The sequence below is a fragment of the Bradyrhizobium sp. Arg237L genome (genome assembly GCF_029990105.1).
GTDB lineage: Bacteria > Pseudomonadota > Alphaproteobacteria > Rhizobiales > Xanthobacteraceae > Bradyrhizobium.
In genome coordinates this window covers 40,820-67,219 of the sequence record NZ_JAQMIL010000032.1, presented here as the reverse complement: position 1 = coordinate 67,219, position 26,400 = coordinate 40,820, and the positions used below count along the sequence as shown (strand labels likewise).

29 protein-coding genes are annotated in these 26,400 nt (G+C 62.9%); 4 read left to right on the top strand and 25 right to left on the bottom strand.

The annotated features are described in order from the left end of the window. Positions 1-29: 29 nt before the first annotated feature. The 10 genes from OZ411_RS20650 to OZ411_RS20605 form a co-directional block, all read right to left on the bottom strand. Complete coding sequence (locus tag OZ411_RS20650; RefSeq protein ID WP_282529428.1) at positions 30-1,046, bottom strand: WD40 repeat domain-containing protein; 1,017 nt, start codon at positions 1,044-1,046, stop codon at positions 30-32. Then, a complete protein-coding gene (locus OZ411_RS20645; protein WP_282529427.1) occupies positions 1,046-2,092 on the bottom strand; it encodes a GTP-binding protein in 1,047 nt (348 codons plus the stop codon). The genes OZ411_RS20650 and OZ411_RS20645 overlap by 1 nt, the downstream gene beginning before the upstream one ends. Positions 2,093-2,152: 60 nt before the next feature. Then, positions 2,153-3,025: a metal ABC transporter substrate-binding protein gene (locus OZ411_RS20640; protein WP_130578736.1), complete on the bottom strand. Its 873-nt coding sequence runs from the start codon at positions 3,023-3,025 to the stop codon at positions 2,153-2,155. Positions 3,026-3,030: 5 nt separating this feature from the next. Beyond that, positions 3,031-3,900, bottom strand: a complete 870-nt coding sequence (locus tag OZ411_RS20635; protein WP_282529426.1) for a metal ABC transporter permease — start codon at positions 3,898-3,900, stop codon at positions 3,031-3,033. A 4-nt stretch (positions 3,901-3,904) separates the two neighbouring features. Continuing rightward, positions 3,905-4,657, bottom strand: coding sequence for an ABC transporter ATP-binding protein (locus tag OZ411_RS20630; protein ID WP_282529425.1), 753 nt, complete (start codon positions 4,655-4,657; stop codon positions 3,905-3,907). A 3-nt stretch (positions 4,658-4,660) separates the two neighbouring features. Continuing rightward, positions 4,661-4,864 (bottom strand): hypothetical protein, encoded by a 204-nt coding sequence (locus tag OZ411_RS20625; protein ID WP_282529424.1) that lies wholly within the window; start codon positions 4,862-4,864, stop codon positions 4,661-4,663. Positions 4,865-4,913: 49 nt separating this feature from the next. Next, on the bottom strand, positions 4,914-5,414 hold the full coding sequence (locus OZ411_RS20620; RefSeq protein ID WP_130577929.1) for a hypothetical protein: 501 nt from the start codon (positions 5,412-5,414) through the stop codon (positions 4,914-4,916). Next, positions 5,411-6,013: a permease gene (locus OZ411_RS20615; RefSeq protein WP_282529423.1), complete on the bottom strand. Its 603-nt coding sequence runs from the start codon at positions 6,011-6,013 to the stop codon at positions 5,411-5,413. Before OZ411_RS20615 ends, OZ411_RS20620 begins: the two co-directional genes overlap by 4 nt. A 272-nt stretch (positions 6,014-6,285) precedes the next feature. Further along, positions 6,286-6,672 (bottom strand): fluoride efflux transporter CrcB, encoded by a 387-nt coding sequence (crcB, locus tag OZ411_RS20610; protein ID WP_130577927.1) that lies wholly within the window; start codon positions 6,670-6,672, stop codon positions 6,286-6,288. Positions 6,673-6,925: 253 nt separating this feature from the next. Continuing rightward, entirely contained in the window at positions 6,926-7,522 is a 597-nt protein-coding gene (locus OZ411_RS20605) for a superoxide dismutase (RefSeq protein ID WP_028163018.1), read from the bottom strand. Positions 7,523-7,784: 262 nt separating this feature from the next. Here OZ411_RS20605 and OZ411_RS20600 point away from each other — a divergent pair, with 262 nt between their 5' ends. Next, positions 7,785-8,312 (top strand): GNAT family N-acetyltransferase, encoded by a 528-nt coding sequence (locus tag OZ411_RS20600; protein ID WP_282529422.1) that lies wholly within the window; start codon positions 7,785-7,787, stop codon positions 8,310-8,312. Between the two features lie 190 nt (positions 8,313-8,502). Next, a complete protein-coding gene (locus tag OZ411_RS20595; RefSeq protein ID WP_282529421.1) occupies positions 8,503-8,943 on the top strand; it encodes a DUF2147 domain-containing protein in 441 nt (146 codons plus the stop codon). 4 nt (positions 8,944-8,947) lie between these two features. On the opposite strand, the gene OZ411_RS20590 is transcribed toward OZ411_RS20595, so the two are convergent. The 9 genes from OZ411_RS20590 to OZ411_RS20550 form a co-directional block, all read right to left on the bottom strand. Next, on the bottom strand, positions 8,948-10,102 hold the full coding sequence (locus tag OZ411_RS20590; protein WP_282529420.1) for a DUF3095 domain-containing protein: 1,155 nt from the start codon (positions 10,100-10,102) through the stop codon (positions 8,948-8,950). Positions 10,103-10,273: 171 nt separating this feature from the next. Then, entirely contained in the window at positions 10,274-12,139 is a 1,866-nt protein-coding gene (gene htpG, locus OZ411_RS20585) for a molecular chaperone HtpG (protein WP_130577922.1), read from the bottom strand. A 93-nt stretch (positions 12,140-12,232) separates the two neighbouring features. Next, complete coding sequence (locus OZ411_RS20580) at positions 12,233-14,503, bottom strand: fused MFS/spermidine synthase (protein ID WP_282529419.1); 2,271 nt, start codon at positions 14,501-14,503, stop codon at positions 12,233-12,235. Between the two features lie 218 nt (positions 14,504-14,721). Next, on the bottom strand, positions 14,722-15,525 hold the full coding sequence (locus tag OZ411_RS20575; protein WP_282529418.1) for an MBL fold metallo-hydrolase: 804 nt from the start codon (positions 15,523-15,525) through the stop codon (positions 14,722-14,724). A gap of 167 nt (positions 15,526-15,692) precedes the next feature. Continuing rightward, positions 15,693-15,983, bottom strand: coding sequence for a hypothetical protein (locus tag OZ411_RS20570; RefSeq protein WP_130577919.1), 291 nt, complete (start codon positions 15,981-15,983; stop codon positions 15,693-15,695). A 281-nt stretch (positions 15,984-16,264) separates the two neighbouring features. Next, positions 16,265-16,450 carry a hypothetical protein gene (locus OZ411_RS20565; protein WP_130225404.1) on the bottom strand — a complete coding sequence of 62 codons (186 nt, stop codon included), beginning with the start codon at positions 16,448-16,450 and terminating at the stop codon, positions 16,265-16,267. A gap of 214 nt (positions 16,451-16,664) precedes the next feature. Beyond that, on the bottom strand, positions 16,665-17,063 hold the full coding sequence (gene rnk / locus OZ411_RS20560) for a nucleoside diphosphate kinase regulator (RefSeq protein WP_282529417.1): 399 nt from the start codon (positions 17,061-17,063) through the stop codon (positions 16,665-16,667). Positions 17,064-17,559: 496 nt separating this feature from the next. Further along, positions 17,560-18,201, bottom strand: coding sequence for a DUF4142 domain-containing protein (locus OZ411_RS20555; protein WP_282529416.1), 642 nt, complete (start codon positions 18,199-18,201; stop codon positions 17,560-17,562). A 56-nt stretch (positions 18,202-18,257) separates the two neighbouring features. Continuing rightward, positions 18,258-19,652 (bottom strand): cytochrome B6, encoded by a 1,395-nt coding sequence (locus OZ411_RS20550; RefSeq protein ID WP_282529415.1) that lies wholly within the window; start codon positions 19,650-19,652, stop codon positions 18,258-18,260. Positions 19,653-19,996: 344 nt separating this feature from the next. On the opposite strand from OZ411_RS20550, the gene zigA reads away from it, so the two are divergent. Then, the gene (gene zigA, locus OZ411_RS20545) at positions 19,997-21,202 is read left to right on the top strand and encodes a zinc metallochaperone GTPase ZigA (protein WP_282529414.1); all 1,206 of its coding nucleotides are present in this window, start codon (positions 19,997-19,999) and stop codon (positions 21,200-21,202) included. Between the two features lie 14 nt (positions 21,203-21,216). On the opposite strand, the gene OZ411_RS20540 is transcribed toward zigA, so the two are convergent. The 4 genes from OZ411_RS20540 to OZ411_RS20525 form a co-directional block, all read right to left on the bottom strand. After that, a complete protein-coding gene (locus OZ411_RS20540) occupies positions 21,217-21,735 on the bottom strand; it encodes a methylated-DNA--[protein]-cysteine S-methyltransferase (protein ID WP_282529413.1) in 519 nt (172 codons plus the stop codon). 187 nt (positions 21,736-21,922) lie between these two features. Then, positions 21,923-22,408, bottom strand: a complete 486-nt coding sequence (locus OZ411_RS20535; RefSeq protein ID WP_282529412.1) for a hypothetical protein — start codon at positions 22,406-22,408, stop codon at positions 21,923-21,925. Positions 22,409-22,572: 164 nt separating this feature from the next. After that, positions 22,573-23,322 carry a 2OG-Fe(II) oxygenase gene (locus OZ411_RS20530; protein WP_282529411.1) on the bottom strand — a complete coding sequence of 250 codons (750 nt, stop codon included), beginning with the start codon at positions 23,320-23,322 and terminating at the stop codon, positions 22,573-22,575. Beyond that, positions 23,319-23,885, bottom strand: coding sequence for a methylated-DNA--[protein]-cysteine S-methyltransferase (locus tag OZ411_RS20525; protein ID WP_282529410.1), 567 nt, complete (start codon positions 23,883-23,885; stop codon positions 23,319-23,321). The genes OZ411_RS20530 and OZ411_RS20525 overlap by 4 nt, the downstream gene beginning before the upstream one ends. 127 nt (positions 23,886-24,012) lie before the next feature. On the opposite strand from OZ411_RS20525, the gene OZ411_RS20520 reads away from it, so the two are divergent. After that, positions 24,013-24,360 carry a hypothetical protein gene (locus OZ411_RS20520; RefSeq protein WP_282529409.1) on the top strand — a complete coding sequence of 116 codons (348 nt, stop codon included), beginning with the start codon at positions 24,013-24,015 and terminating at the stop codon, positions 24,358-24,360. 127 nt (positions 24,361-24,487) lie between these two features. Here OZ411_RS20520 and ada read toward each other — a convergent pair whose 3' ends face one another. Both ada and OZ411_RS20510 read right to left on the bottom strand, forming a co-directional pair. Next, complete coding sequence (ada, locus tag OZ411_RS20515) at positions 24,488-25,579, bottom strand: bifunctional DNA-binding transcriptional regulator/O6-methylguanine-DNA methyltransferase Ada (protein WP_165421036.1); 1,092 nt, start codon at positions 25,577-25,579, stop codon at positions 24,488-24,490. A 227-nt stretch (positions 25,580-25,806) separates the two neighbouring features. Next, positions 25,807-26,256: an ester cyclase gene (locus OZ411_RS20510; protein WP_028163034.1), complete on the bottom strand. Its 450-nt coding sequence runs from the start codon at positions 26,254-26,256 to the stop codon at positions 25,807-25,809. Between the last annotated feature and the right edge of the window lie 144 nt (positions 26,257-26,400).

Below are 26,400 nucleotides of genomic sequence, written 5' to 3'. Positions count from 1 at the left end.
CCTCAATACGGCTTGGACACGACAGGTGATTAAAACGCCAACAGACCCCCGTCGCCGTCTTCGTCCGCGAATGCCAATAGCGTACCTTTGGCGTTCCACGCCAGCGCGGAGATTGGCACGCCCTTGTTTTGGCGGAGCAGGATCTCGGCCCCGTCCTCCATCCGCACCATCAGTACGGTGCCGTCACTGTAGCCGGCGGCCAGGATGTCGTCCTTCGGGTGGCAGGCGACGACTGCGACGCGCGCCTGCAATGGCGCCAGCATCGCCGGCTGCTTGCCCATCGGGCCGTCCTTGGAGGCGAAGGGCCAGATGATGACGGTGTCGGCGCCTGATGTGGCAAGCCCCTTGCCGCCGGCGCTCCACGACATCGAACGCACCCGGCCGGGATAGCCGCTCATGCGCATGTGCCTGTTGTCGGCAAGCCGCCAGCCATGCAACGCCGGCTCATGCATCGCGGTGACCAGGAATTTGTTGTCAGGGCTGAAGGTGACGGCGTGATGGGAGCCGGCCCATTCCAGGAATTCCGGCTTCGCCGCCATGTTGGGAAACCACAGCGTCGCGCCGCCATAATGGGCGATTGCGAGCCGGAGGCCCTTTGGCGCAAAGGCAAGGCCGCCGACGGTGGACGGCGCATCGAAGGACTTTTCCTCGCCCTTGGCCGGACGCACGAACGCGGTCTTGCCCACCGACCATGCCACCGCGCCATCGGAATGCAGCGCCACGGCATCGATCCAGCGCCGCTTCGGGTCGGTCGCCAAGGTCGAGACCTCGCCCTTGGCATTGAGGGCGACCAGCTTGCCGTCGTCACCGCCCATGACGATCCGCTCGCCATCGCAGACGGAGCAGAGGATTGCGCCGCCATGCACTGTCGTCTGCGAGACTTCGCCCTCCCCGCCGACGATGGCGACATTCTCCTCGGTGCCGATGAAGTGGGCGGTGTCGCCAAGGAAATGCACTGATGTGACGGCCATGCCGAGCGGCACTGGCCGTACCTGGTCGGTCATCGAAGCGATGGAGGGCACCTCGCCCGGGTCGAACTCGCTCATCACGAGACGATGCAGCGCTCAAAGCCGTCGCGGATCGCCTGCTCGGGCAATTCGCGGCCGATGAAGACCAGCCGGCTCTCGCGTGGCTCGTCCTCCTTCCACTTCCGCTGATGGTCGCCTTCCAGCATCATGTGGACGCCCTGGAACACGTAGCGGTCGTCATCGCCGGCGAAGGCGAGGATGCCCTTGGAGCGCAGGATCTTCTGGCCCTCGGTCGCCACCAGGTTCTGCAGCCACGGCATGAATTTCGTGGGGTCGAGCGCCTTGTCGGTGCGCAGCGACAACGACTGCATCTCCTCGTCATGGTAGTGCTTCATGCCGTGGCCGTGGTCATGGTGGTGATGGTCATGGCCATGGTGGTGATGATCATGATCGTGATCGTGATCGTCGGCTTCCAGGAAATCCGGCTCGATGTCGAGAATGCGGTCGAGGTCGAAGGCGCCGCGCTCCAGCACGTCGGCCAGTTCCACCTTGCAGCGCTCGGTCCGATGCAGCTTGGCGTAGGGGTTGATGCCGCGGATGCGGGCCTCGACCTCGGCAAGCTCGGGCTTTGACACGAGGTCGGTTTTGTTCAGCACGATGACGTCCGCAAACGCGATCTGGTTCTTGGCCTCGGGCGCGTCCTTCAGGCGGTCGCTGAGCCATTTGGCGTCGGCCACCGTGACGACGGCATCGAGCCGGGCGTTCTTCTGCACGTCCTCGTCGACGAAGAAGGTCTGCGCCACCGGCGCGGGATCGGCCAAACCAGTGGTCTCGACGATGATGGCGTCGAACTTGCCCTTGCGCTTCATCAGCCCGTCCATGATGCGGACGAGGTCGCCGCGAACGGTGCAGCAGATGCAACCGTTGTTCATCTCGAACACTTCCTCGTCGGCCCCGATGATCAGGTCGTTGTCGATGCCGATCTCGCCGAATTCGTTGACGATGACGGCGTATTTCTTGCCGTGGTTCTCGGACAGGATGCGGTTGAGCAGCGTGGTCTTGCCGGCGCCGAGATAGCCCGTCAGCACGGTCACAGGGATCTTTTGCGAAGAAGGTTCTGGCATGGCAACTCCGGGGGCGGAACTTGGAACGCGCTGCCCGGGCCGGCAGGGAGGGCCCCCGCCCTAGTGGCCAAGCGCGCTGGTCAGGGCCTTTATATTGTGCCTTACCATCGCAATGTAAGTGGGTGCCTCGCCCTTTTCGGCAGTGAGGCTGTCCGAATAGAGGGTCCCGCCGATCCTGGCCCCGGTCTCCTCGGAGATCCGCTGGATCAGGCGGGGATCGCTGACATTTTCGAGAAAAACCGCCGGAATTTTCGCTTTTTTGATCTGGGTGATGATGCCTGCGATATCGCGGGCGCTGGGCTCGGATTCGGTCGAGACCCCCACGGGGGCAATGAACTCGATGCCGTAGGCGGCCGCGAAATAGCCGAAGGCGCGGTGGGTCGAGATCACCTTGCGGCGCGCTTCCGGGATCGTCGCAACCGCCTGCCGGACTTCGCTGTCCAGCGCGTCGAGCTCTGCCAGATAGCTGTCCGCATTGGCGCGGAAGGCAGTCGCGTTCGCAGGGCTGGCGGCCGCAAGCGCGTCGCGGATATTGGCGACATAGATCTTGGCATTGGCGACGGACTGCCAGGCATGGGGATCGGGGGCGGAGCCGAGCTTAAGCGGCGTGACCCCGTCCGTCGCGGTGACGATGGTCGCCTTGCCGCCGGCGGATTGCACCAGCCGCGGCAGCCAGCCTTCCAGGCCGAACCCGTTGATGAAGAGCAGCTTCGCTTCCGCGACCTTCCTGGCGTCCGCCGGGTTCGGCCGGTACACATGGGCATCGCCCTCGGGGCCAACCAGCATCGCCACGTTGACGCCGTTGCCGCCGACATTGCGCACGAGGTCGGCGAGGATCGAGAAGCTCGCGACCACGTTGAGACGCTCCTGCGCGCGTGCCGGAGCGACAAGCGTGACGAGCGCGAGCAGCGCGAGCCAGAACCACCGTCGCATCGCCGCTAAGCCTCCAGATGCCGGCCGGGGAACATCTGGCGGACCAGTCCGCCGACATTGCCGAACAGGAGCGAGGCCAGATAGAGCCCGGCCGCGACCAGGATGATCGCGGGGCCTGAGGGAATCCGCGTCTGGAACGACAGCACCAGCCCGGCATAGCCCGAAAGCATCGCGCTTGCGACCGCGATGCAGATCATGCCGGTGATGTCGCGCGACCAGAACCGGGCGATGCCGGCCGGCAGGATCATCAACCCGACGCCGAGCAGCGTGCCGAGCGCATGAAAGCCGTTGACGAGGTTGACCACGACCAGCGCCAGGAACGCCAGATGCGCCGGCGCGCCGGCGCGGCTGACGGTGCGCAGGAACACCGGATCGACGCACTCGATCACCAGCGGCCGATAGATCACCGCGAGCACCAGCAGCGTGATGGTGGCGTTGAAGGTGATCACCAGAAGCGTCTGGTTGTCCATCGCGAGAATGTCGCCGAACAGCACGTGCAGCAGGTCGATATTGGTGCCCTTGATCGAAACAATGGTGACGCCGAGCGCCAGCGAGACCAGATAGAAGGTGGCGAGCGAGGCGTCCTCCTTCAGCTCGGTGTTGCGGGCGACGAGGCCGGCCAGCAGTGCCACCGCAAATCCCGCGACCAGACCGCCAACCGTCATCGCGAACAGGTTGAGCCCGGAGAGCAGGAAGCCGATCGCCGCGCCCGGCAGGATCGCATGCGCCATGGCGTCGCCGACCAGGCTCATCCGCCGCAGCATCAGGAATACGCCGATCGGTGCGGCACCGAGCGACAGCGCGACCACAGCGGCGAGCGCGCGGCGCATGAACTCGAACTCGGTGAAGGGCGCGATCAGCGCGTCGGTGAGCATGGCATCAGGCGGCGCGCGAAGTGTCCACGACGCAGGCGGCGGCACGGTCGTCGAAGGCTTCGCACATCCGCATCGCCACCGTGAGGTTGTCCGGCGTCAGCACCTCGGCGGTCGGCCCCCACGCCACCGGCCCGCGCGCCAGCAGCAGCGTTTCCGGGAAATTGGCGCGCACCATGTCGAGGTCGTGCAGCGCCGCCAGCACCGTGCGCCCCTCGCCGTGCCAGCGCTTGACCAGCGCCAGCAGGTCGGCGGTGGTCTTGGCGTCGATGGCGTTGAAGGGCTCGTCGAGCACGATCAATCGCGCATTCTGTAGCAGCACCCGCGCGAACAGCATGCGCTGCATCTGGCCGCCGGAGAGCGTACCGATCGGCCGGTTCTCGAAGCCGTTGAGGCCGACCGCGGCGATCGAAGCAAGGATCTTCTCGCGCGCGTCCTTGCCGATGCCGCCGAACAGGCCGATGCCGCGCCACAGGCCGGTGCCGACGAAATCGAACACCGAGATCGGGAAGCTGCGGTCGATCTCGGCCGACTGCGGCAGATAGGCGATATCCCTGTGGTCGAGGCCGCCGAGATGGATCGAACCGGAGAGCGGCTTCAGGATGCCGGTGATGCCGCGCAAGAGCGTCGACTTGCCGGCGCCGTTCGGGCCGATCAGCGCGAGCAGCGCGCCGGAGGCCACCTCGCCGTTCAAATGATGCACCGCCGGATGGCGGTCATAGCCAAGCGTGACGTTGCGGAATTGCAGTTGTGCCGCCATCGCTTACCTCATCGCCAGCAGCACGAAGGCCCACAGGCCGGCACAGACCGCGAGCGCTGCCGCAAGGCGCGCTGCGACGGTCATGCGCAGGATCGACCAGGTCGCGGCCTGCGCCGGATGCGGCATTGCCGGACCATGGCTGTGGGCGACATGGTCGTGAGCATGTCCATGGACGTGGTCGTGGGTATGGGGCTGTGCGTGGGCCATTTAGTGGAACGTTACATTATAACATTACGCGAGTCCACCTGCTGGAAGTTCACGGTTTGCCGATCGCCATCGCGATGGCGGCGGCCAGGAACGGAAACGGCACCGAGACGGCGGCGCGGAACCAGACGAAGCGGGCCGGCATGAACGGGATTTCCCACAGGATCACCCTTTGGAAAGCGAACAACGCCCAGGCGACGACATAGGCGATCACCTGGGGTGGACCGCCGCCGGCCTTCAGCGCCACCGCGCCGATGGAAAAACCGACCACCGGCCCGCCCGGGGTCGCCGCGCCCGCGATGACGGCGGTCAGCACGCCGAGCCAGCCGCTGTCCGGCCCGAGCCAGCCGGTGATGATCTCTTGCGGGATCACCGCGGCGATATAGCCCGACCCGACCACGCCGATCGCGATCCGCGGCATGATGTTGGCAAATTCGAGCGAACCTTCGCGCAACGACGACACCAGCACCGTGCGTCCGCGGCGCCAGGCGATGAAGCCGACGCCGGCGACCGAGCCCCACAGCAGGATGTCGATCAGGAGTGCGGCGCTCATTCCGGCGCGCCGTTCGGATAGACGCGGGCATAGACGAAGCGGCCGAGAGCGCCGGCGAGCACCGGCAGCGGCAGCGAGATCACGATCCGCCACAGCGTGAACTCGGTGCCCATGATCGGCAATTCCCAGGCGACCGCGCGGCCGTAACCGATCAAGGTCCAGCTCACCACCATCGCGATCGTCGCGCCGAAATCGGCTCCGACGGTCAGCAGTGCAGCCGCCACCGGATAGGCGGTGAAGGGACCGCCCGGCAGGATCGCGCCGAAGGCGGTGCCGATCAGAAGGCCTTTCAATCCCGACTTCGGTCCGAGCGAGCGCGAGACTTTTTCGTGCGGCAGAATTTCCGCGATGAACGCGCCGAGCAGGCAGCCCGCGAGCACGCGCGGCAGGATGCCGCCGAACAGCGAGAGGTCGTGGGTGAGGATCTCGATCACGCCATCGGCGCCGTCACGCCGATAGACCAGCGCCGCACAGACCAGAACCAGCACGAGGATTGAGATCATCGACCAGCCGATCGGCTTGCGCACACGGCCGGGCGGCGACTCGGCCTCCGCGACGTCATCGGCCGGCGGCGGATCCTTTAGCGGTGCATCTGACAAGGCAATGGGGCCAAGGCGGGGTGAGAATTTCCATCCTGCTTAGTCCCGTCACAAAGGCGACGCAAACGGAAGCTGGCCATGCATCCATGCGCGCGCAGGCTATGGCCATGCATCGATGCGGCGCTCCCTCCATTCGTCATTCCGGGGCGATGCGACAGCATCGAGCCCGGAATCCATTTCACCGCCTGCCTATGCGGCCCGATGGATTCTCTGATGTGCAATTGCACATCATAGTTCGCGCCAAGAGCCGCGTCCCGGAATGACGGAGCGGTTCATGTGAGGTGGCGGACGATGGCCAGTCCGGCGAACAGGCCGGCGATCGATAGCGCGACCGAGCCGAGCACGTAGAACGCTGCGAGCGCGAGTTCGCCGCGTTCGTAGAGCAGCGCGGCGTCGAGTGAGAAGGCGGAGAAGGTGGTGTAGCCGCCGAGGATGCCGGTCATCAGGAACAGCCGCCACGGCTGCGACGCCTCGCCCTTGAAGGCGAGATAACCCGCAATCAGGCCCATCACGGTCGAACCGGTGATGTTGATGATGAAGGTGCCGTAGGGAAAATCTGTGCCGAGGCTGCGGCCGCAGGCGAGATTGATGAAATGACGCAGCATCGCACCCAGGCCGCCGCCGAAGAAGACCAGAAAATAGCTTGCTGCCGTTCCCACCACTGCCCCGCAGGTGTGCCGTCGAGAGGGATTGCACCCTCCCCTGAAAGGGGTCGAGACGAGCGAAGCTCGCTCTAGGGTCGACGCGAATGAAATGAGCGGCGGGGAGGGGTCAGGTCTCTCCGCTGAGACGATGCCCGAGTGGAAAGAGTTGACCCCTCCCCGGTTCGCATTACGCTTCGCTACATGCGAACCGACCCTCCCCTTTCAGGGGAGGGTCGAGACGTCGTGCATGATTGACGCTATTTGAAGATCACGCCTTGCCGAACAGTTCGTCGACGTAGTCCCAGTTCACGAGGTTGTCGACGAACGCTTTCAGATAGTCGGGACGGCGGTTACGGTAGTCGATGTAGTAGGAGTGCTCCCAGACGTCGACGCCCAGGATCGGGACCGCGCCATGGACCAGCGGGTTCTCGCCGTTCGGCGTCTTGGAGATCTCGAGCTTGCCACCCTTGACCTGCAGCCAGGCCCAGCCAGAGCCGAACTGGCCGACACCGGCGGCGGCGAAATCGGCCTTGAACTTCTCGAAGCCGCCGAGGTCCTCGTTGATCTTCTTCTCGAGACGGCCCGGCAGCTTGCTGCCGCCGCCATTCGGCTTCATCCACTTCCAGAAGTGAATGTGGTTGTAGTGCTGGCCGGCATTGTTGAAGACGGCCGCGTTCTTGTTGTACGAGCCCTTCACGATCTCCTCGAGGGACTTGCCCTCGAATTCGGTCCCTTTGATCGCGTTGTTGCCGTTGGTCACGTAAGCCTGATGATGCTTGTCGTGATGGTACTCCAGCGTTTCCTTCGACATGTAGGGCGCCAGGGCGTCGTGGGCGTAGGGGAGGTCGGGTAGCGTGAAAGTCATGGTGTGATGTCCAACATGAGGGGAGACGACACTAACGGAGACCTCTTATAGAAGGTTCCATCACAGTTAAACACCGCATTTTCGGCGCAGGCATGCAGGCCCTGCAGGCGATCTGCAAAACGTCAGCGCAACGAACCAACTCCAAAATATTGTTGGGAATGAAATGCTTAAGATCGACTCGGAGCGGCGGGGCGCGGGCCCAGGTGCGTTTTCCCGTTTGTGCGAGTAAGATCGCGCCAATGGAATGCAAGGACGCACTCAAGTGAGCATCGAGATCGAAATCCTCAACGGCGATGCTTCCTGGAAGACGGTCGAGCCGCTGTTTCGGGCGGTCTGGCCGCCCGACGCGATCGCGAAATTGCCGTGGGGCCATATCAAGTGGGCTAGTGCCGACCTGCGCGTCTTGATTGACGCGCCTGAGGGCGGCGTCGGTTGCCACGTCGGCATCTATTTCCGCACCATCATCTGGAACGGGCACCGGATCCATATCGCCGGCATCGGCGGGGTTGCCACCCGCGAGGACTGCCGGCGCCGCGGCTATGCCTCGATCGCGCTCAACGCCGCGGTCGAGACCGTGCGCGCCAATGAGGCGGCGCGCTTCATGCTGTTGTTCTGCGAGCCGCACAATTTCGCGTTCTACCAGGCGCGTGGCTGGAGGCCCTTCACCGGCGAGCTCTATTGCGAGCAGCCGGGCGGACGCGTCCGCTTTGAGGCGATGACGCCGTTCGTATTCGACATCAAGCGCGCGCCTGATACGGGGACCATCGACCTGTGCGGCCTGCCGTGGTGATCCCTGCATGAGGTGCGCGTGGCTTGCGCCGTCCGTAAGATGCCGGACATCATCTTCCGGCAATCTTCAGGGCGGCCACGCAGTGACGCATGCGCATCACTGGGGCAAATGATCGCGCGCCGACGCGCGGAAGTGAGATTGCACAAAGCCGATTTGTTGCTATGCAGGCGTGCTTTTTGGGGAACGAATCATGGCTTGCAGATCAGCTCTCATCGCAGCGATGCTGGCGGTATTACTGGCCGCACCAACGGCGCGCGCGCAGAACGCGGCCGATCCATCCGGCACCTGGCAGACGCAGGCGGGCGACGCCCGCGTCAAGGTCAGCAAATGCGGCGGCGGGATTTGCGGCGTGATCGTCTCCCTGCGCGAGCCGATCGACCCCGCAACCGGCAGGCCGCAGGTCGACAACAAGAACCCGAATCCGGCGCTCACCACCCGTCCGATCATCGGGCTGCCACTGTTTTCGGGCATGCGGCCGGCCGGCGGCAAGTGGACGGGCCAAATCTACAACGCCGACGACGGCGGCACCTATGCGAGCAGCATTTCGCTCGCCGGCCCCGACACGCTACGGGTCGAGGGCTGCGTCGGCGCACTCTGCGGCGGCGAAAGCTGGACGCGGGTCGGGCGCTAAATCTTCAGATCTGCATCGCCTTCATGGCTGACGAGGCGGAGGCGTAGCCGCCGCGGGCGCCGTCGATGAAATGCACGTGGTCGCTGCGCATCGCCGACGGGGTGAAGCAGGTCATCATCGCGGCATGCTGCCGGTGCAGGCCATAATTCACGACGCCGTTGGCCGAGGCCTGTGCGAGACGTCCGGCGAGCGCCTGCGCCAGTTCCTCGCTGCAGTCGAGGATCATCCGCAAGCCGTCGTCATATTTGCGGAAGTCGGAATTCTCGACCACCTGCCGCACATAGTCCTTCGGCACGAATTTGCCGACCGAAATGCCGAAGCGCATGATGGTGTAGACCCATAGCGTGACGGCGAGCACCAGGACGCGCCGCGCAAACAGCGGACCGCCGCGCTTGGTACGCGCCTCGAAGTCGAGGCCCTGCGGCGGCCAGCGCAACGCGGGCCCGCCCGACGGCACCGGGCGGCCAGCATCCGGACTCTGCTCGGCGAGAGCGATGATCTCCTCGATCACCTTGCGGAAGGCATGCGGATCGCCGCCCTTCGCCGGCATCACCAGCACGGACAGGATCACGCCGCGCGCGGAAGGGATCTCCTCGAAGCGGCAGGAGAGTCCGCTGAGATCGGGCTGCGTGCCCGGCGACGCCCGCGCGACGGCAAATTCACCCCGCTTCATCGCACCTTCCGCGAAGCCAAGCCCGCCGCCGGAGAACATTGCATACGAGAGATTGGCCGACGGTCCGAAGCGCGCGACGCGAACGTCAAGGCCTTGCGCACGGATTGCTTCGATCGGCACCAGCGCCACGCGCATGATGAGGTCGAGATCGTCCTTCACCCAGGTCGCGGTCGCTGCCAGCGCTCCGCGCGCGGCGTCGAGATCGGCGGGCGCGACAGCAAAGCTCGCGCCGTCGCCGCCGAAGACGAAGGGGAATTCGCGGCCACCAAGTGCATTGGTAACGCCGGCGATGACAGCCGCGCCCGCCATGTTGACCGCCTTGTAGCGCTTTGCGGCGATCGCCCTGGTCGATTCCACGATGTCGGCGACGCCGATGCTCCAATCGTCGGGCAAAGGCGAATACAGCGACGGCTCCATCAGGCGCGCAAAGCCGCGGAACACCGGAATGCCGCCGTAGAAGATCTCGCTGCCGCCTGCCGTCGCCATGGACCGCTCCGCTTTCGGCGTCTGTCTAGCAGATACGGGCGGTCTTGGGATCGGTTGCGCGTAGCCCCGATGCAGGCCCGTAGCCCGGATGGAGCGCAGCGTAATCCGGGACGGCGGGTGCGTCTGTCTCCCCGGATTACGCTTCGCTTCATCCGGGCTACGGACCGAGTGCTAGGCCCTTGCCAATCCGCGCAGAACGAGCTGGTTGAGACGGCCGGCAAAGGCGGCTGGGTCCTCCGGCAGCTCGCCTTCGAGGATCTGGGCCTGCTCGAGCAGAAGCAGCGACAAATCCCTCGCCGCATCCTTTTCGCGCGCGATCGCGGCGACCAAAGGATGGCGCAGATTGACTTCGAGGATCGGCTTGGTCACCGAACCGCGGTTTTGTTGCGCGAGGAGGCGCTCCAGCATGCGGTCGCGGCCGCCGCCGACGAGGCAGGAAGCGCTCGAGGTTAATCGCTGCGAGGCGCGGACGTCGGCGACGCGCTCGCCGAGCGCTTCCTTGATCGCGGCGATCGTCGTGGCTTCATCCGCGGCCGGCTCGTCCTTTTTCTCGTCGGTCTTGTCGTCCACAGGCGGGATCAGGCTGAAATCGACGTCGCCCTGGCTCAGCGACTTCAGCGGCTTGCCGCCGAAATCGATCGGCGCCGAAGTCCAGAACGCATCCACGGGATCGGTGAGCAAGAGCACCTCGACGCCGCGTGCTTGCGCGGCCTCCAACTTCGGGTTCGACTTCAACCGCTCGATGCTTTCGCCGGTGAGATAATAGATGTCGGTCTGGTTCGGCCTGAGAGCCTCGACATATTGCTTGAGCGAGCGGTTCTCGCCCGCAGTGGTCGTGAAGCGCGACAGGCCCAGCAGCTTCTCGCGCCGCTCGTAATCTTCCCACAGGCCCTCCTTGAGGACCGGGCCGAACGCATCCCAGATCTTGGCGAACGCGTCCGGCTCCTTATCCGCCAATCGCTCGAGTTCGCCGATGACGCGGCCGGTTACGGCATTGCGGATTTGCGTGAGCTGCGGGTTGTTCTGCAGCATCTCGCGCGAGATGTTGAGCGGAAGATCCTCGCTGTCGATCACGCCGCGGATGAAGCGCAGGTACGCGGGCAGAAGATCGGCATCGTCGGCGATGAAGACGCGGCGGACATAGAGCTTCACCCTGCCCTTGCGCGCCGGCTCGAACAGGTCGAACGGTTTTGTCGACGGCGCAAACAGCAGCACGGCATAGGACTGCCGGCCCTCGGCGCGATAATGCAGCGTCATCGCGGGCTCGTCGAAGGCGCCGGCGATCGATTTATAGGCTTCGCTGTAATCCTCCGCCGAGAGTTCCGATTTCGACCGCTGCCACAGCGCGCTCGCGGAATTGATCTGGCTTGGCTCCCCCTCCTCCGGCACCAGCTCGATCGGGAACTGGATGTTATCCGAATAGGCGCGGACGATGCGCTCGATCTCATAGGTCTCGAGATATTTCGCGGCGTCCTTCTTCAAATGCAGCACGATCTCGGTGCCACGGGTGACGCGCTTGGCATCCTCCTCACTGGCGGGCGCGATCTCGAAGCCGCTACCGCCCGACGAGGTCCAAGTCCAGGCCTGGTCGCTTCCGGCGCGGCGGCTGATCACGACAATCCTGTCGGCAACCATGAAGGCGGCATAGAAGCCGACGCCGAACTGGCCGATCAGGTTGGTGCCGTCCCTGGCCTCAGCAAGCCGCGCGAGGAACGACTTGGTACCGGAGCGCGCGATGGTGCCGAGATTGTCGATCAGCTCCTGCCGGTCCATGCCGATGCCGCTGTCGATCACAGACAACGTATCGGCCTTCTTGTCCGGCCTGATCCAGATCTTCGGCGGCGCGCCGTCGGCGATCAGGTCCGGCGCGGCAATCGCCTCATAACGCAGCTTGTCGCAGGCATCGGAAGCGTTCGAGATCAATTCGCGCAGGAAGATATCGGTCTCCGAATAGACCGAGTGCACCATCAGGTGCAGGAGCTCGGCAACCTCGGCCTGGAACGGCTGGGATTCAGGGGTGGTATCGCTATTCGTCATACGTTCGCCCGATCAAGGATAAGGGAAAACGTCGATATAGCGTGATGATTTAACGGATCAAGTCTTGCCGCTTCCTCTCGACCACCGAACGGATCAGCTGCCGAACTTCTTCCGTAGCATCGCGCCAATTATATTGGAATAATCGTCCGTCCAGAGCGCACTCGAGGGGTCCGGCTCCAAATGGGTCCAGCCTTCGGAGATACGGCCGAGATCCGTCGGCTGGCGAGCCAGCACCACCAAGCGCACCTTGGCTTTCAGCGTCGTCGCGAAATCATCGGCGCTGGTATCCTGCTTAAAATAGGCTTCGAGCCCCTGTGACTGCGCGATGTTGGCGAGTTCAGGCGCAAGGTCGAGATGCCGGTTGGTGATATGGACGATAATCACGCCATGCGGCGTGAGCTTGGAGAGATAGGCGGAGAAAGCCTCGCGCGTCAGAAGATGGGCAGGAATGGCATCCGAGGAGAAGGCGTCCAGCACGATCAGGTCGTAGCGGTCGGGCGAGGCTGCAAGCGTCAGACGAGCATCACCAAGCACGATCTCGGCATCAGGCGCGCAGCGCGACAAGAACTCGAAGCGGGCCGGATCACGCGCGATGCGAATAACTTCCGGATCGATCTCGAAGAAAGTCCATCGTTCTTTTTGTTTCTGGTGGCAGGCAAGGGTGCCGGTGCCAAGACCAACGACGGCAACCCGGTCGAATCCGCCGCGGGCGGCACGCGCCGACTCTATGGCTTCGGCATACGGCCCACCTGGATTATAGTACATTTGCGGGACTGGTTTTCCCTGGACCGGTGTTCCATCCTCATTGCGCAGGCGCTGCGCGCCGTGAATGGTGCTGCCGTGAGAGAGCAGCCGGAACTTGCCGTCGTTGATCTCCACCACCTTATGCACGCCGAAAAAGCTGCGCGCGGTTTCGACCGGCACAAATCCTGGCCGCCAGAATGCGGTCAACATGAAACCGAGCACGGCAAGACCGAAGAACCTCATCGGCCTGTGTCGTTGGAACAGCATGACGACCGCCAGCAGGTTCAGCCCTATTTGGATCGGCAGATCGAGCGCGGCCGGACGTTGGGAGCTCACGAAGTACCAGATCATCCCCAGCGCCGCGCTCGCGAGCAACCATGGCAACGCTTCGACCAAGGCCTTGCGCAGCCCGCCGGCAAAAGCGCCGGGAATGGCGAGCAGCGCCAGCAGGGTCAGGATCGGATATTCTGTATTACCGGAGAAAATGTGCGGCGCGAACAGGCCAGCGAAGGCACCGCCGATGACACCGCCGAACGACGTACAAAGGAAGAATTCCGTCAGCCGCTGGGCATGGGGCCGGCGCGCATAGAGCTCGCCGTGACACAGCAACGTCAGCAGCGTGAACGCAACTAGGTTGAGCACAATCGCAACCGCCCAAAAGGCGCTGCTGTTGCCGATCAGGTTGACCGCGAGCGGTATCACTGCGAACGGCACCAGCCGCACCACCGTTGAATGCGCGATCCACGGCCGCTCGCGGAACACCGCAACAAAGGTGAGCAGATAGAGCGCGAGCGGAATCACCCAGAGGAACGGTGCGGCCGCGACATCGGTCGTCAGATGCGCCGTCACGGCGATCACCAGCCCGGACGGAATCGCCGCCAGCACGATCCAGCGCGCACGGTCGGCAACGGTCACTCCGGCAACATCACCCGGATGAACAACAGAGGCCGCGACGGGCGCACCGCGCCCGGCCGACAGCGCTACCGCGGCCATAAGCAGCGCAAGAAGCGCAAACCCAACCGACCAGGCGGCCGTTTGCATCTTCAGCGTCAACATCGGCTCCAGCAGCGCGGGATAGGCCAGCAGCGCCGCGAACGAGCCGAGATTGGAGGCCGCATAGAGGACGTAGGGATTGCCGGCCTGCCGATGCCCGCTCGCGGCGAACCAGCTTTGCAGCAGCGGCGCGCTCGCCGACAATGTGAAGAATGGCAAACCGATCGAGGCAGCGAACAGCCCGAACAGCCAGAACGCGATGCCGGTGGCCGGAGGCGCGCCCCAGCCGGACGCGATCGCGATCGGCAGCGTGAGTGCCGTGACGGCGATGAGCGCAAGATGGGCCAAGGCGGCCCGACGCGGCGGCAAGGCGCGGCCGAGCAGATGCGCGTAGGCATAGCCTGCGAGGAGGACGGTCTGAAAGAACACCATCGCGACCGACCACACCGCGGGTGCGCCGCCGAGTTTCGGCAGTACCATCTTGGCGAACATCGGTTGGATCGAGAACAACAGTAGCGCCGAAACAAACAGCGTTGTCGCGTAAAGCGCCGGCGCAACGTGCGTCTCGGCCACATCGCGCCCGAGCGCCTGCAACGTTCGTTCCGGAGGATTTTCCAACAGCGACACTGACGCCCCCACAATTTACGCGTGCACACTAAGGAGAAGCGCACTCAGATCATGATCCGATCAGGCTGGTCGGACCATGATCTTATCTCTTTGTCTAAGCATGATCTTTTCGGAAACTGGGTCACAGTTTTCCGGATGATGCTCTAAGAAGGCGTTAATGTGATCAAAGACCACGTCAATGGAACACCACCTTCGCGCGATTCATGCTCTACGGGGCTTTAAGATATGGCATCGAGATACCGTCTGACCGACGCATCGAACGCCGCCTTCGCGTCGTGCTCGATATTTCGTCCCCACCAGCCGCCGTAAATGCGATCGAACGCAAGCGGCGCGATCGCCTCCGCGATGCGGCGCACTGCCACCGCGTTCAGCGGCGTGTAGTTCGGATAGGAGTACATGAAGCTGACGTGACGGCGATCCATCGCCACCTGCGCCACATCGCCGGTCAGGAGTGCGCCGCGGCCATCCGCGCCCGTGCGCCAATGCAATACGCTCGCGCCAGCAAAATGCCCGCCGGCGCGGACCAGCCGAAGATCGTCCGAAATCGCGAGCTCCTCTCCTCGCCACGGCATGATCGACGGATGCGGCCGCGTGATCCATGGCGCATCGTCGCCATGTAGATAGACCGGTGCATTGCCGAACGCCTCGCTCCAGTCGGCCACCGCTCCATAAAAATGCGGATGCGATACCGCGATCGCTTTCAGCCCGCCGCGCGACTTGACGTAGTCGATCGCCTCTCGCGTTGCGAGCGGGATGCAGTCCCACATCACAAGGCCGTCGCCATCCGGCACCAGCAACGCACGCTGGCCGATCGCCAAGCGCGGCTCGACCGCGATGCCAACGAGCCCAAGATCGTCGCGCCAGACGACACGATAGCGCTTGGCCAGTTCCTCGCGGCTGAGCCAGACCTGCCCGTTCCAGTTCACGAACTGCCGCTCGTCCTCGCAGATCCGGCAGGACGGCGGCGAACTGGCGCTCTCGGAAAACTGCGCGCCGCATTGTTCGCAGGCCCAGATTGGCATGAGGGTCACTCCATTTGGAGGCGCAAGATAGCATGCAATGCGGCGGTTCGATCTCGTCTATATCGGCTTCCGCTGCGTGTACACGGCTGCCCCAAAAGCACCGTGACAAGGGCTGCAAAACAAAAGCCCGCCAGAGGCGGGCTTTCACGATGGTCAATCAGGAACGATCAGTGCTTGGAGCCAAGACTGACGATGACGCCGGTCGGTTCAGGCTCGTGCGGCATCAAATTCGTCAGGGTGTCGTCGCTCCAATGGGCGAGGTTCACGATCTTGCCGATTTGCGTGTCCGTCTCCGCTGATTCGCTGGGCTCGAGAACGTTGAGCCCGTTGGTGTCAAGGAAGTAGGTGTGATCACCGAACAAGCGGTTCAACTGGGCGACCGCCGGGTGATCGTCGGGAAGGCAGTGGGCATCGAATTGGCTCAAGGCCCGCTCGACCTGGGATGAGTTCAGTCTCATGTTCCTCGCTCCTCTGGATTGGAGGGTTGCACCGCGCAACGGCCTAAGCCGCAGGCGGCCGCCTGCATTTGCGGGACGTCATCCCGCCAACACGACGACGCGCTGGAGCTTCACTTGTGCCGTCGCTGGATGATTTTCTTCGAATTGCCATCCTGTCGCCGGCTCTTCGCCAAATACGATCCGTTTCGACCGCGTTTCAACGAATGTGAAGTGCGGGACATTGGGTCCGAGCTCGCCTATTCAACCCCGCGCTCGCATTAAATTCGCGAGTTCCCCAAGGTTCATTCCTCGGGAACAGGATGCAACCTCGCCAATTCGTCGAGCGAGAGCGCCGCTTCGCGTTCCGTCAGCGTAAAGCGCACGATCACGTCCTGACGGGTAACCTGCCCCCAAAGTCCCTCCGTAGACCACTTTTGTGGCACAGGCCCGCGCGGACCTTCGATCCAGACGAAGTACCACTGTGTCATGACAAGCGCCTCGCCTTAAGCGACGCGCGATTATAACGCGTTCCGTTGCAGGGATCGAACCCGGCCACCAGGCTCAAACAGCCACCGGACTCACATGAACAGCCGCGCGAGGTAAGCCAGAGCGCCGACGAGCCCGATCAGCCCGATGGTGATGCAGATCACGATCAGCCCGGCTTGCTCAAACACACCGTCGCGCATGGTCGCAAGCTCCTGCTCAATGCGAAACCCGCAACACGGTCAGCGCTCGCGTTCGGCGATCCGGCGTTTGAAATTCGATGGTCTGGCCGACTGACAGGCCGATCAGCGCGGCGCCGACCGGAGTCAGCACCGAAATGCGCTTGCGCGAGATGTCGGCTTCGTGCGGATAGACCAGCACCACCTCCCTCGCCTCGCCGGTGCTGTCGTCACGATAGCGGACCGCGGAGCCCATGCGGACCACGTCTCGCAAATCGGCGTCGTCAGGAGCGATGCTCGCGCGCTCCATCTCGCCCGCGAGGAAATAGGCCACGCGCGGAAAAAGCTCCATGCTGGAGTTGGCAAGCCCGCTCAACCGCTGCTTCTCCTCCGTTGTCACCAGGATCGGCGGCAGATCGGGTTCGGTCTTCTTGCTCATTGCTGTCACCTTGGCGTTCAGGCAGCCGTTGGCCCTGGGTCGTCGTCGACGGGATCATCTTTTGTAGCCGCAGGCGCACGGAACAATGGCACGACATTCGACTCGGCTTGTCTCACGCTTTCGCGCGTGGGCTCGAGGCGGCGATCATCGGATGCGGTGTGGACGGTCTTTGACGGGGGCGGCACGGCACGTTCCTTCTGTTCAAAGTAAATCGGGCTCCTGCACGGAAGCCACGAACTCGAGATATCGATGAGAACAGAACCCGGACGGCTCGATCGGCCGTCCGGCTAAGTGCCTGCGTGCAGGCGGCCGGCGTGCAGACAGAAGCGCGCGATGCGCGGATCGATGTCGACAACGTATGTCATAATGCACCCAGCATAGCCCCACATGGCACTGCCGCCATTGCGGCGAAAGCGCGCACCTCGCGTAACGACGCGAAATTGCGTGCCGTTGCAGGGATCGAAACCCCACAGGTGACTTTCCGATCCCAGTGTCGCTAGCGCCGTTCGCGCGGCATCTCCTTTCGCGGCATCTCTGTTGCGGCTTGATGTGCCATCTCAGCGGAAATCGTTTGTGCCATCCGCAAATGATCCAGCACAGTCGGCAAGAGGTCGGATGCAAAATTCTTCAGTTCGGCGTTCTCACCTGAACCGATCTCGTATTCCAGAAGCTGGGCTGTCTTCTGATGCTCGATAATTTGCCCCTCGATGTAGGCACGATCGAATTGCGCGTCGCTCGACTGCTCCAGCTTGGCGCGCATGGCCTTGTGTTCCTCGTCGAATTTATCAGGCAGCGCAATCCCGTTCGTGTTTGCGAGCGTTCCCAGCCTGTCGTTGGCAGCGCTGTGGTCGCGGACCATACGCTCCGCGAATTCCCTGACCGTGCGGCTCGTTGCTCTCTGCGCCGCGAGCCTGCCCAACTCCACCTCAGCCAATCCTCCGACTGCGGCGGCGTGAATGAAGGTGCGATCCGGCTGATTGGTTTGGCGTGGCGCCGGCACCCCAGGTGCAGATTGTCTCGTGCCAGGCGGCACGCCGCCGGGATTACCCGGCGCGGGACTCGCGGGATTGGTCGACTGACCGAAAGCCGCCGGAGAAACAAATGCAATTGCGATCGTTACGAGCGTGAGAAGACGCATCACTCAATCTCCTTCTGCGACTCAGCGGGACGACAACCGCCGGCACCCGACTGGCATCACAGCATCAGCATGTACGCCACCAGCGAATCCTTCTCCTCCTGCGTCAGCTTCAAGCCGAGCACCAGGTTGAAGAACTCGACCGTGTCGGCAAGCGTCAGCAACCGCCCGTCGTGCATATAGGGCGGCGAGTCCTTGATGCCGCGCAACGTGAAGGTCTTGATTGGTCCATCAGGCAATGTGACGAGACCATTGACCGTCTGACCGACATTGTAGAAGCGCTCAAGCTTCAGGTCGTGCATGTTGTTGTCGAGGAACGACGTCTGCGGCATGTGACATTGCGCGCATTGCCCCTTGCCCAGGAACACCTGCTCTCCCGCGAGTTCCTGCTGCGTCGCCTTGCTGGGATCGAGCCGCCCCAGCGGGTCGAGCTTTGGCGCAGGCGGGAAATCGATGATGTTCTGCATCTGCGCCATCATCGGGACCTGATCAAATCGGTCGGGCAGGTTCACGCCCTTCCGCTGCGCGCTGACGTGATCGCCGTTGAAATAGGCCGTCCGCTGCTCGAACTGCGTGAAGTCCTCGATCGAGCGCAGCGACCGTTTCGAGCCATGAATTTGCTGGTTGAACATGCCGCGGAGGCTGACCGTATCGAGGCGGAAGCGAGCCGCCTGCGGACGCACGTCAGGTGTCTGGTGGAAGGCCGCATTGGTGTGGAAATTCGCATGGCAATCGAGACAGGTGACGCCAAGGCTTTGGTCTGCGCTCTTGCGATCTTCTGTCTGGTTGAACTCTTCCTGCGGGAACGGTGTCAGCAACAGGCGCAGTCCCTCCATCTGCACGGGCGTGATGATGCCGATCATCAGTTGATAGTAGTTCTTTATCGTCAGAAGCTGGCCGTGCGAGACATCGCCCAGTTCCGGATGGGTGGTGAGAAAGATCGGCGGCGGAAACTCCGGCGTGAACTGGTCGGGGAGATCGAAATCGATGTCGAAGCGCCTGATGTTGCGCGATTCCTGCCGGTTGATTTCGTCGATCTGCTGGTTCGGGAAAACCTGGCCGCCGGTCGCCTGCTTGACATGCGGCAGCGGCATGAAACCGGCCGGCAGCAATCCGCGCTGCCTTATCTCGTCCGGCCTCATCGCCGACAGACTGTCCCAGGTTACTCCTGTCGCCAGCCTGACGCGCACTCCGTCCTGCACGGGCTTTCGCCCGCCCGACATCATCGCATTGTCGATCGGCCGGTTGGAGAGGTCATAGCGCTGCTCCAACAAGGCCTGCTGGCGCTGCATGACCTGCGGTTTCTGCGCCTCATCGAGCGCCTTCACCACATCAAGCGGCTGCGTCGGAAGCGGCCTGTAGGTCGCGTCTGGGGGCAGTGGATCGGCCAATGCAGCGACTGCAATCAAGCTCGCTACGGCCAATGCGGCCGCAGTTTTCGGGTATTTCGACATGAGCGACCTCCGGTTCGGAGCACGCACCAGAAGTGCCGATGCAGGACCTACGCAGATGCGGAGCGCAACGCGGTCGAATCTGCTTCGTTCCTACATTCCTCGAGTTTGATCATTCCGTGATGGGGGCGCACGCGATGGCCGGGTTGGTTGATCGCGTTGGCATTAGTTGACAATCCAGCCACTCCACCAACTCACGTTTGCTCCAACGCAGCACGCGTTGCCGTCGGTGCAGCTTGACAATCGAAAACAGCTCCGATTATGTAATGTTATAACATTACATATGGATGCCCCAATGCCCTCTGCCGGGCGAAAATTCCTCGAGCTGCAAAGGCTGTTCGATCTCCATGCAAAAACTGCCCGTCACCGTCTTGTCCGGCTTCCTCGGGGCTGGAAAGACAACTTTGCTGAACCACGTGCTCAACAACCGCCACGGCCTGAAGGTGGCCGTGATTGTGAACGACATGAGCGAGGTGAACATCGATGCGGACCTCGTTCGCGATGGCGGTGCGAATCTTTCCCGGACGAACGAGAAGCTGGTTGAGATGACCAACGGGTGCATCTGCTGCACCCTGCGCGATGACCTGCTGAGGGAAGTGCGTGCGCTGGCTGAAGACGGAAGGTTCGATTACCTCTTGATCGAATCGACCGGCATCTCCGAGCCGCTGCCGATTGCGGCCACGTTCGATTTCCGGACCGAGCAAGGCGAGAGCCTGTCCGACGTCGCGCGGCTCGACACGATGGTCACGGTCGTCGATGCGGTGAACCTGTTGAAGGACTATTCCTCCACCGACTTCCTTAGCGAGCGCGGCGAGGCCCTCGACAACGACCAGCGCACGCTGGTCGATTTGCTTGTCGAGCAGATCGAATTTGCCGATGTCGTGGTGCTGAACAAGGTAGATGACGCTACGCCAGCGCAGCGCGATGCTGCGCGCAAGATCATCCGGGCGCTCAATCCTGAAGCCGAGATCCTGGAGGCCACTCACAGCAAGGTTCCGTTCGATCGGATCCTCGATACTGGGCGCTTCGATTTTCAGAAGGCGCAACAGCATCCGCTGTGGTTCAAGGAGCTGTATGGCTTTGCCGACCATGTGCCGGAGAGCGAGGAATACGGCATCAAGAGCTTCGTCTATCGCGCGCAGCGGCCGTTTGAGCCCACGAAATTCCATCACTTCCTTCATGACGCCTGGCCAGGGGTCATTCGCGCCAAGGGCCATTTCTGGATTGCCACGCGTCCGCAGTGGGTCGGCGAAATGAGCCAGGCCGGCGCCATCACCAAGACCGAGGCCCTGGGATTCTGGTGGGCAGCGATTCCGCGCGAACGGTGGCCGCAGGATCCCGAGTGGCAGCGAATATTGAAGAAGAGCTGGAACGATCTCTATGGCGACCGCCGGCAAGAACTCGTCTTCATCGGCACGAACATGGATGAAGCCGCGATCCGTGCACGGCTTGATGCGTGCCTCGTGAAAGGAAAGCCCGGCATGGATGCGCAGGCCTGGGCCGGCCTGCCCGATCCGTTTCCGGTCTGGAGGCGCGCCAACGAAGCGGCCTGACGCGCCGCAACCCTTCACAGAGTTTCGGATGCCCCGGGACGTCGTTCGCGTGCCAATAGTTCGCGCTTGCGCTTGACACCCCAGCGATAGCCGGAGATCGAGCCGTCCTTCTTGACGACGCGGTGGCACGGCACGAGGACCGCGACAGGATTGCAGGTGATCGCCTCGGTCACCCCGCGTGCGTCGCGGGTACCGAGTTTGGCCGCCAGGGCGCCGTAGTTGGTCGTTTCGCCGACGGGTATTGCACGCAGCATCGACCAGACTTCGACTTCATACGGCGTCCCGCGCAAGTCGAGTGGAATTGCGGGATCGAAACCTGGCGCTTCGATCGCGTGTTGCACCTTCGACAGGACATCGGTCAATTCCTGCTCGCTGTCGATGATGTCGGCCTCCGGAAAGTGGACGCGCAATGCGTCCTCCGCCGCGGAGCGATTCGAGCTGAATTCGAGAGCAACGAGCCCCTTGCCGGACATCGCCACCATGAAATCGCCGAGGGAACTATTCCCCCAGGCAAAGCGGATGGTTTCGCGCATCCTGCGCTCCTTCGAATTTGTTTCTGGCGACAAGATAGAAGCCGGCGATGGCTGGGCCGATCCGGTCCTTGCTTTCAAATCGAAAAATGGAGGTGACGCTGATCGGCGAGAGCCCGGCTCGCGCATTATTGGCGACAGTCAAGAAGCCACGGGCGACTGCTATCTCTCCGGCGGAGACACCTGGAAATCAGGCGTCGCCGATCTGTTTGTGATGCGAGAAGTCGATGACCTGAGCGGCTCCCGTCGCCGACGGCGCATCGCGCTTGATCTTATCCTCAGGAAGCTCACTGAACTGTCGCGCCATGGCGCGCCGGCCCGTCGGATCCTGTTCTTCGAGGCGTTCCGTGTCGGTTATATCGATCGCAACGATCTGATCGACGGCATCTTCGATCTGGAATTGCTCTGTAAACGGCTGCATGACCAGGCATGAATGATCTGGATTAGCTATGGCGAGGTTTGCCAGCCTCTTGAGCGGCGACCGCAAGCGAGCCCAATGCTTGACGATCAGCGACCAATCGCAACCATCTTTCAGCGCGCCGTTCAGAAGACCGTTTGACAGCGGATCATGCGGCGCAAATACACCCAGGCTGTTCGCTATGTCGATCACATGCAGGCCTCTGGAGAGAGGCACCAGGAGGCCGACTTTCTGCTCGCTCATCCTGACCAGTTTCATGGCCTTCTCCATTCGGCGGGAGCGCGTCTGCCGCGCCGCTGAAGCATGATCCGGAAAAGTGTGAAGCGGTTTTCCCTCGCGACAAACGCGAAGCGTTTGCGCGGAGATCATGCTCAAACAATAACCTAAAGCGCGATGATGATTCATCCTCATCTCATCGCGCTTTAGGTCGCGTCGTGAAAAATAATCCCGACGGTGTGCCGCATGCCGGAGCGCACACGACTCACACCGTGACGAAGGTTCACGCGGTAATTGCCCTTCGATCCCTGCACTGGCCGGTTATGGACCGCGAAGGCCACTGCGTCGCCCTGCCGGAGCGGCACGACTTCGACGCGGCTCTGCATACGCGGCCGCTGCTCGGTCAGAACGAACTCGCCACCTGCGAAGTCCGTGCCGGGCTGCGAGAGCAGAATCGCGACCTGAATCGGGAATGCGAGATCGCCGTAGAGATCCTGGTGGAGGCAGTTGAAGTCACCCGGGACGTATTGCAGCAGAAGCGGCGTCGGGCGCGTCTGGCCGGCGTCGTGGCATTGCTTGAGGAACGACGCATGGTCGCCTGGATAGCGCTCGCTTATTCCCATCCGAGCGTTCCATTCGTTGGCAACACCTGCAAGGCGCGGGTAGAGCGCGGTTCGCAAGGAGCCGATGAGCTCGGGCAGCGGATATTTGAAATAGCGGTACTCGCCCTTGCCGAAGCCGTGCCGCGCCATGTGGATGTGGCTTCGGAAATGGCTCTCGTCGGGGTAGATATCTGCGATGGTGCGGCACTCCTCGGGCGAAAGCAGCTTCGGCAAGACGGCGCAGCCGTAATTGTCGAGCTCGCCTGCGAGCACCTGCCAGTCGTAAGCGGCAACCCGTGCCTCTGCGGACGTAACCGCGGGGACACGGGTGATGGTGGACGAACGGACTGTCATGCGATGGCTTCCTTCCTGATCAGTTCACGCTCGCGCTCGATGCCCCAGCGATAACCCGCCAGATCGCCATCGGCGCGAATGACGCGGTGGCAGGGAATAGCGAGTGCGATCGGATTGGCGGCGCAGGCGCCGGCGATCACCCGGGCCGAGGCCATCGGGCTGATCCAACGAGCGAGTTCCATGTAGGTCACTGTCCTGCCGACAGGAATCGAGCGCATCTTGTCCCAGACACGGCGCTGGAGCGCCGTCCCGCGCATATCGAGCGCAAGATGAAGTCCTTCGGCGGGCTTGTCCACGAAACGGATCACCTTCGCCAGGTCATCGCGGACGATGGCCTCGTTCGCGACGAGTGTGGCCTCCGGAAAACGGGCGGCGAGATCCGATTCCAGTTCGCCAGAGTCCGCACCAAGCAGAATGGCGCAGACGCCGTTGCCGCTGCGGGCCACCAGCACCTTGCCCAGGGCGCATTCGCCGGTCGCATAGAAAAGGATCTCGACAGCAGCGTTGGCGCGCCCTGCCGTCGGTGAAAGCCGCAGGGCGGCATCGGAAATCATGAGGTTCATCGCTTAGCTCCCTGATCTGTCCTCATGATCGAAACTATTCGGCGGCGCGCTTGCCTGAACTCCGGTGCTTGCTCTCAAATCGAGAAAGCTTTCGATTGCTGCCTGCCGACGCGAACGAGCTGGACACTTGGCGCAAAGCAAGCTCATCAGAATTTCGGTCGGCTCACGTGATACGGATGATCGTCGTCTTCGCGAGAAGATAGGTCTCGCCGGTGCGAAAGCGGAGCCGGATATCTCCGTTCTCGAGCATCTGCCATTCTGCATGGCCGTCAGCGACGAGGCGGCGGAAATAGGCCATCACGCGAACCTTCGCCGGATCGGCGTGAACAAGACCTGCGATCGCATCGGGCATTGTCCTGCGGCGGCGTCGCTTCTCGCGTTTCGTGTTTGCGTCGAATGCACCCCGAGGAAACATCGTCTGAAGCGTTCCTTCCGCCAATCGATCGGCGTCGGCGATCAACAGCGACTTCAATAGGCACGCATCGACCACCTGAATGATCGAGTAAGTGCACGAGATCGCAACCAGCGCACTCCGAATATTGCTTTCAAACTCGCAGACACTGGCCGGAAGGTGCCTCTGGAGGTCAAGGCGGCGGCGCTGTTCATGTACCCTGCGAGCACTCCCGGTCGAGCAGAGCGCGCTTGCGTTCGACGCCCCAGGCATAACCGGAGAGCGAGCCATCTTTCCGAACGACGCGATGGCAGGGAATGGCGACGGCAAGCTTGTTCGCCGCGCAGGCGCCGGCCACCGCGCGCACCGCCTTGGGGGAACCGATACGCTGTGCGATTTCAGTATAGGAAACCGCTTCGCCGACGGGAATCTCCTGCAGAGCCCGCCACACGCGTTGCTGGAAGGCGGTGCCGCGGACGTCGAGGGGAAGGTTCAGGCCGATCCCCGGCGCCTCGACAAACCCGACGACCCGGGCAACCAGTGCCTCATAGTCGCGATCGGCGCCAATGAGATGCGCTTTCGGGAAACGATCCTGAAGATTGCGGACGAGTTCGTCCGGATCGTCGCCCAGGAGGATCGCAGCCACGCCCTTGGTGCTGGAGGCGACGAGGATGGCGCCGAGAGAAGTCTGCCCGACCGCGAACTTGATCTCCTCGTTCGTGCCCCCGGCACGGTACTGCGACGGCGTCATGCCGAGCATGTCCGTCGACTTCTCGTAGAAGCGCCCGCTGGAATTGAAGCCGGCGTCGTAGATCGCCTCGGTGACGGAGTTGCCCGAGACCAATCCCTGGCGAACCTTCCTGGCACGGTGGGCGGCGGCGTATTCCTTCGGTGTCAACCCGGTCGTGGCCTTGAACACGCGATGGAAATAGCTCGGACTCCGGCCGATCGCCGCTGCCAGTTGCTCCAGCGAAGGCTCTTCTTCGCTCTCCTCGATGATCCGGCACACTTTCGCCACCAGGGCCGCGTTCTCGGCTTCGGTCGAAAGGCCTTCCGGATTGCAACGCCGGCAAGGCCGGAAGCCTGTCGCCCTGGCGCTTTCCAGGCTGTCGTGGAGCTGCACGTTCCTGGCGTTGGGAACGCGCGAAGGGCAGGACGGCCGGCAATAGACGCCGGTCGTTGCCACCGAGTACCAGAGATGGCCATCGGCCGTCTTGTCGCGCGCGACAATGCGTGCCCATCGAGGATCATCCACCACCGACGGGGGCGTTGACTTCGGGGTGCTGGCGGGCGTCGCAGTCATCTTCTTTCTCATATGGTGTTGGACGATGGTGCCGCCAATTCCCGTCTGATGCACTCCGATCCTTGCTTTCGAATTCGATTGCGTATGCCAGCAACCGGATCACCGGGGGAACACCGGCTTGACGAGTTCCGGGGGCAGCACAGATGCCGAGTTAAGCCTAGATGGCCAGAAGCGAATAAGGTCCGCACGGACGTGCGGACCTTATTCGATGGCCGGGCGTGAGCTGCCTAGGCAGCCTTCAGCAGCCCAAGCTGGGTCAGCGCGGTCACGCCGTCGTCGAGACCGATCTCCTCGACGATCTTGCCGTCGATCACCTTCAGCACCGTAGTGCCGGTGAAATGCATCTTGCGGCCCGTTGCAGCCGGCAAACCGCCGACCAGGAAGTCGTTGAAGGCCGGCCCCTTATGGGTGCCGCCACCTTCCCATTGGCCGACGACGTAATCGCCCTCGGCGATCAGGTCCGCCGTGCCCCAGAAATTGAGATCGGGGAATGCAGCACGGAAATCGGTCATGAACGCCTTGATATCGGCGCGGCCGCGGCGAGGCTCATGCAGCGAGTATTTGAGCAGCATGTCGGGCGCGGCGATCTCGTCGATGACCGCAAGATTGACGTCCTTGCCCCAGAACTCCGTGAACCAGCGACCGACAACGGCCTTGTTATCTTCTTCCTTGCTCATTGGAACGGCTCCTTGTGTCTCGTGACGATCACCGACGTCGGGTGGTGATCTGAACGAGGCTTACGCTTGACCGAAGCAAGCCAAACTCCGGTTCTTGTCTTCAAATCGAAAGCGGAGACGGAGCAACCGCCGACGCGATGCGGA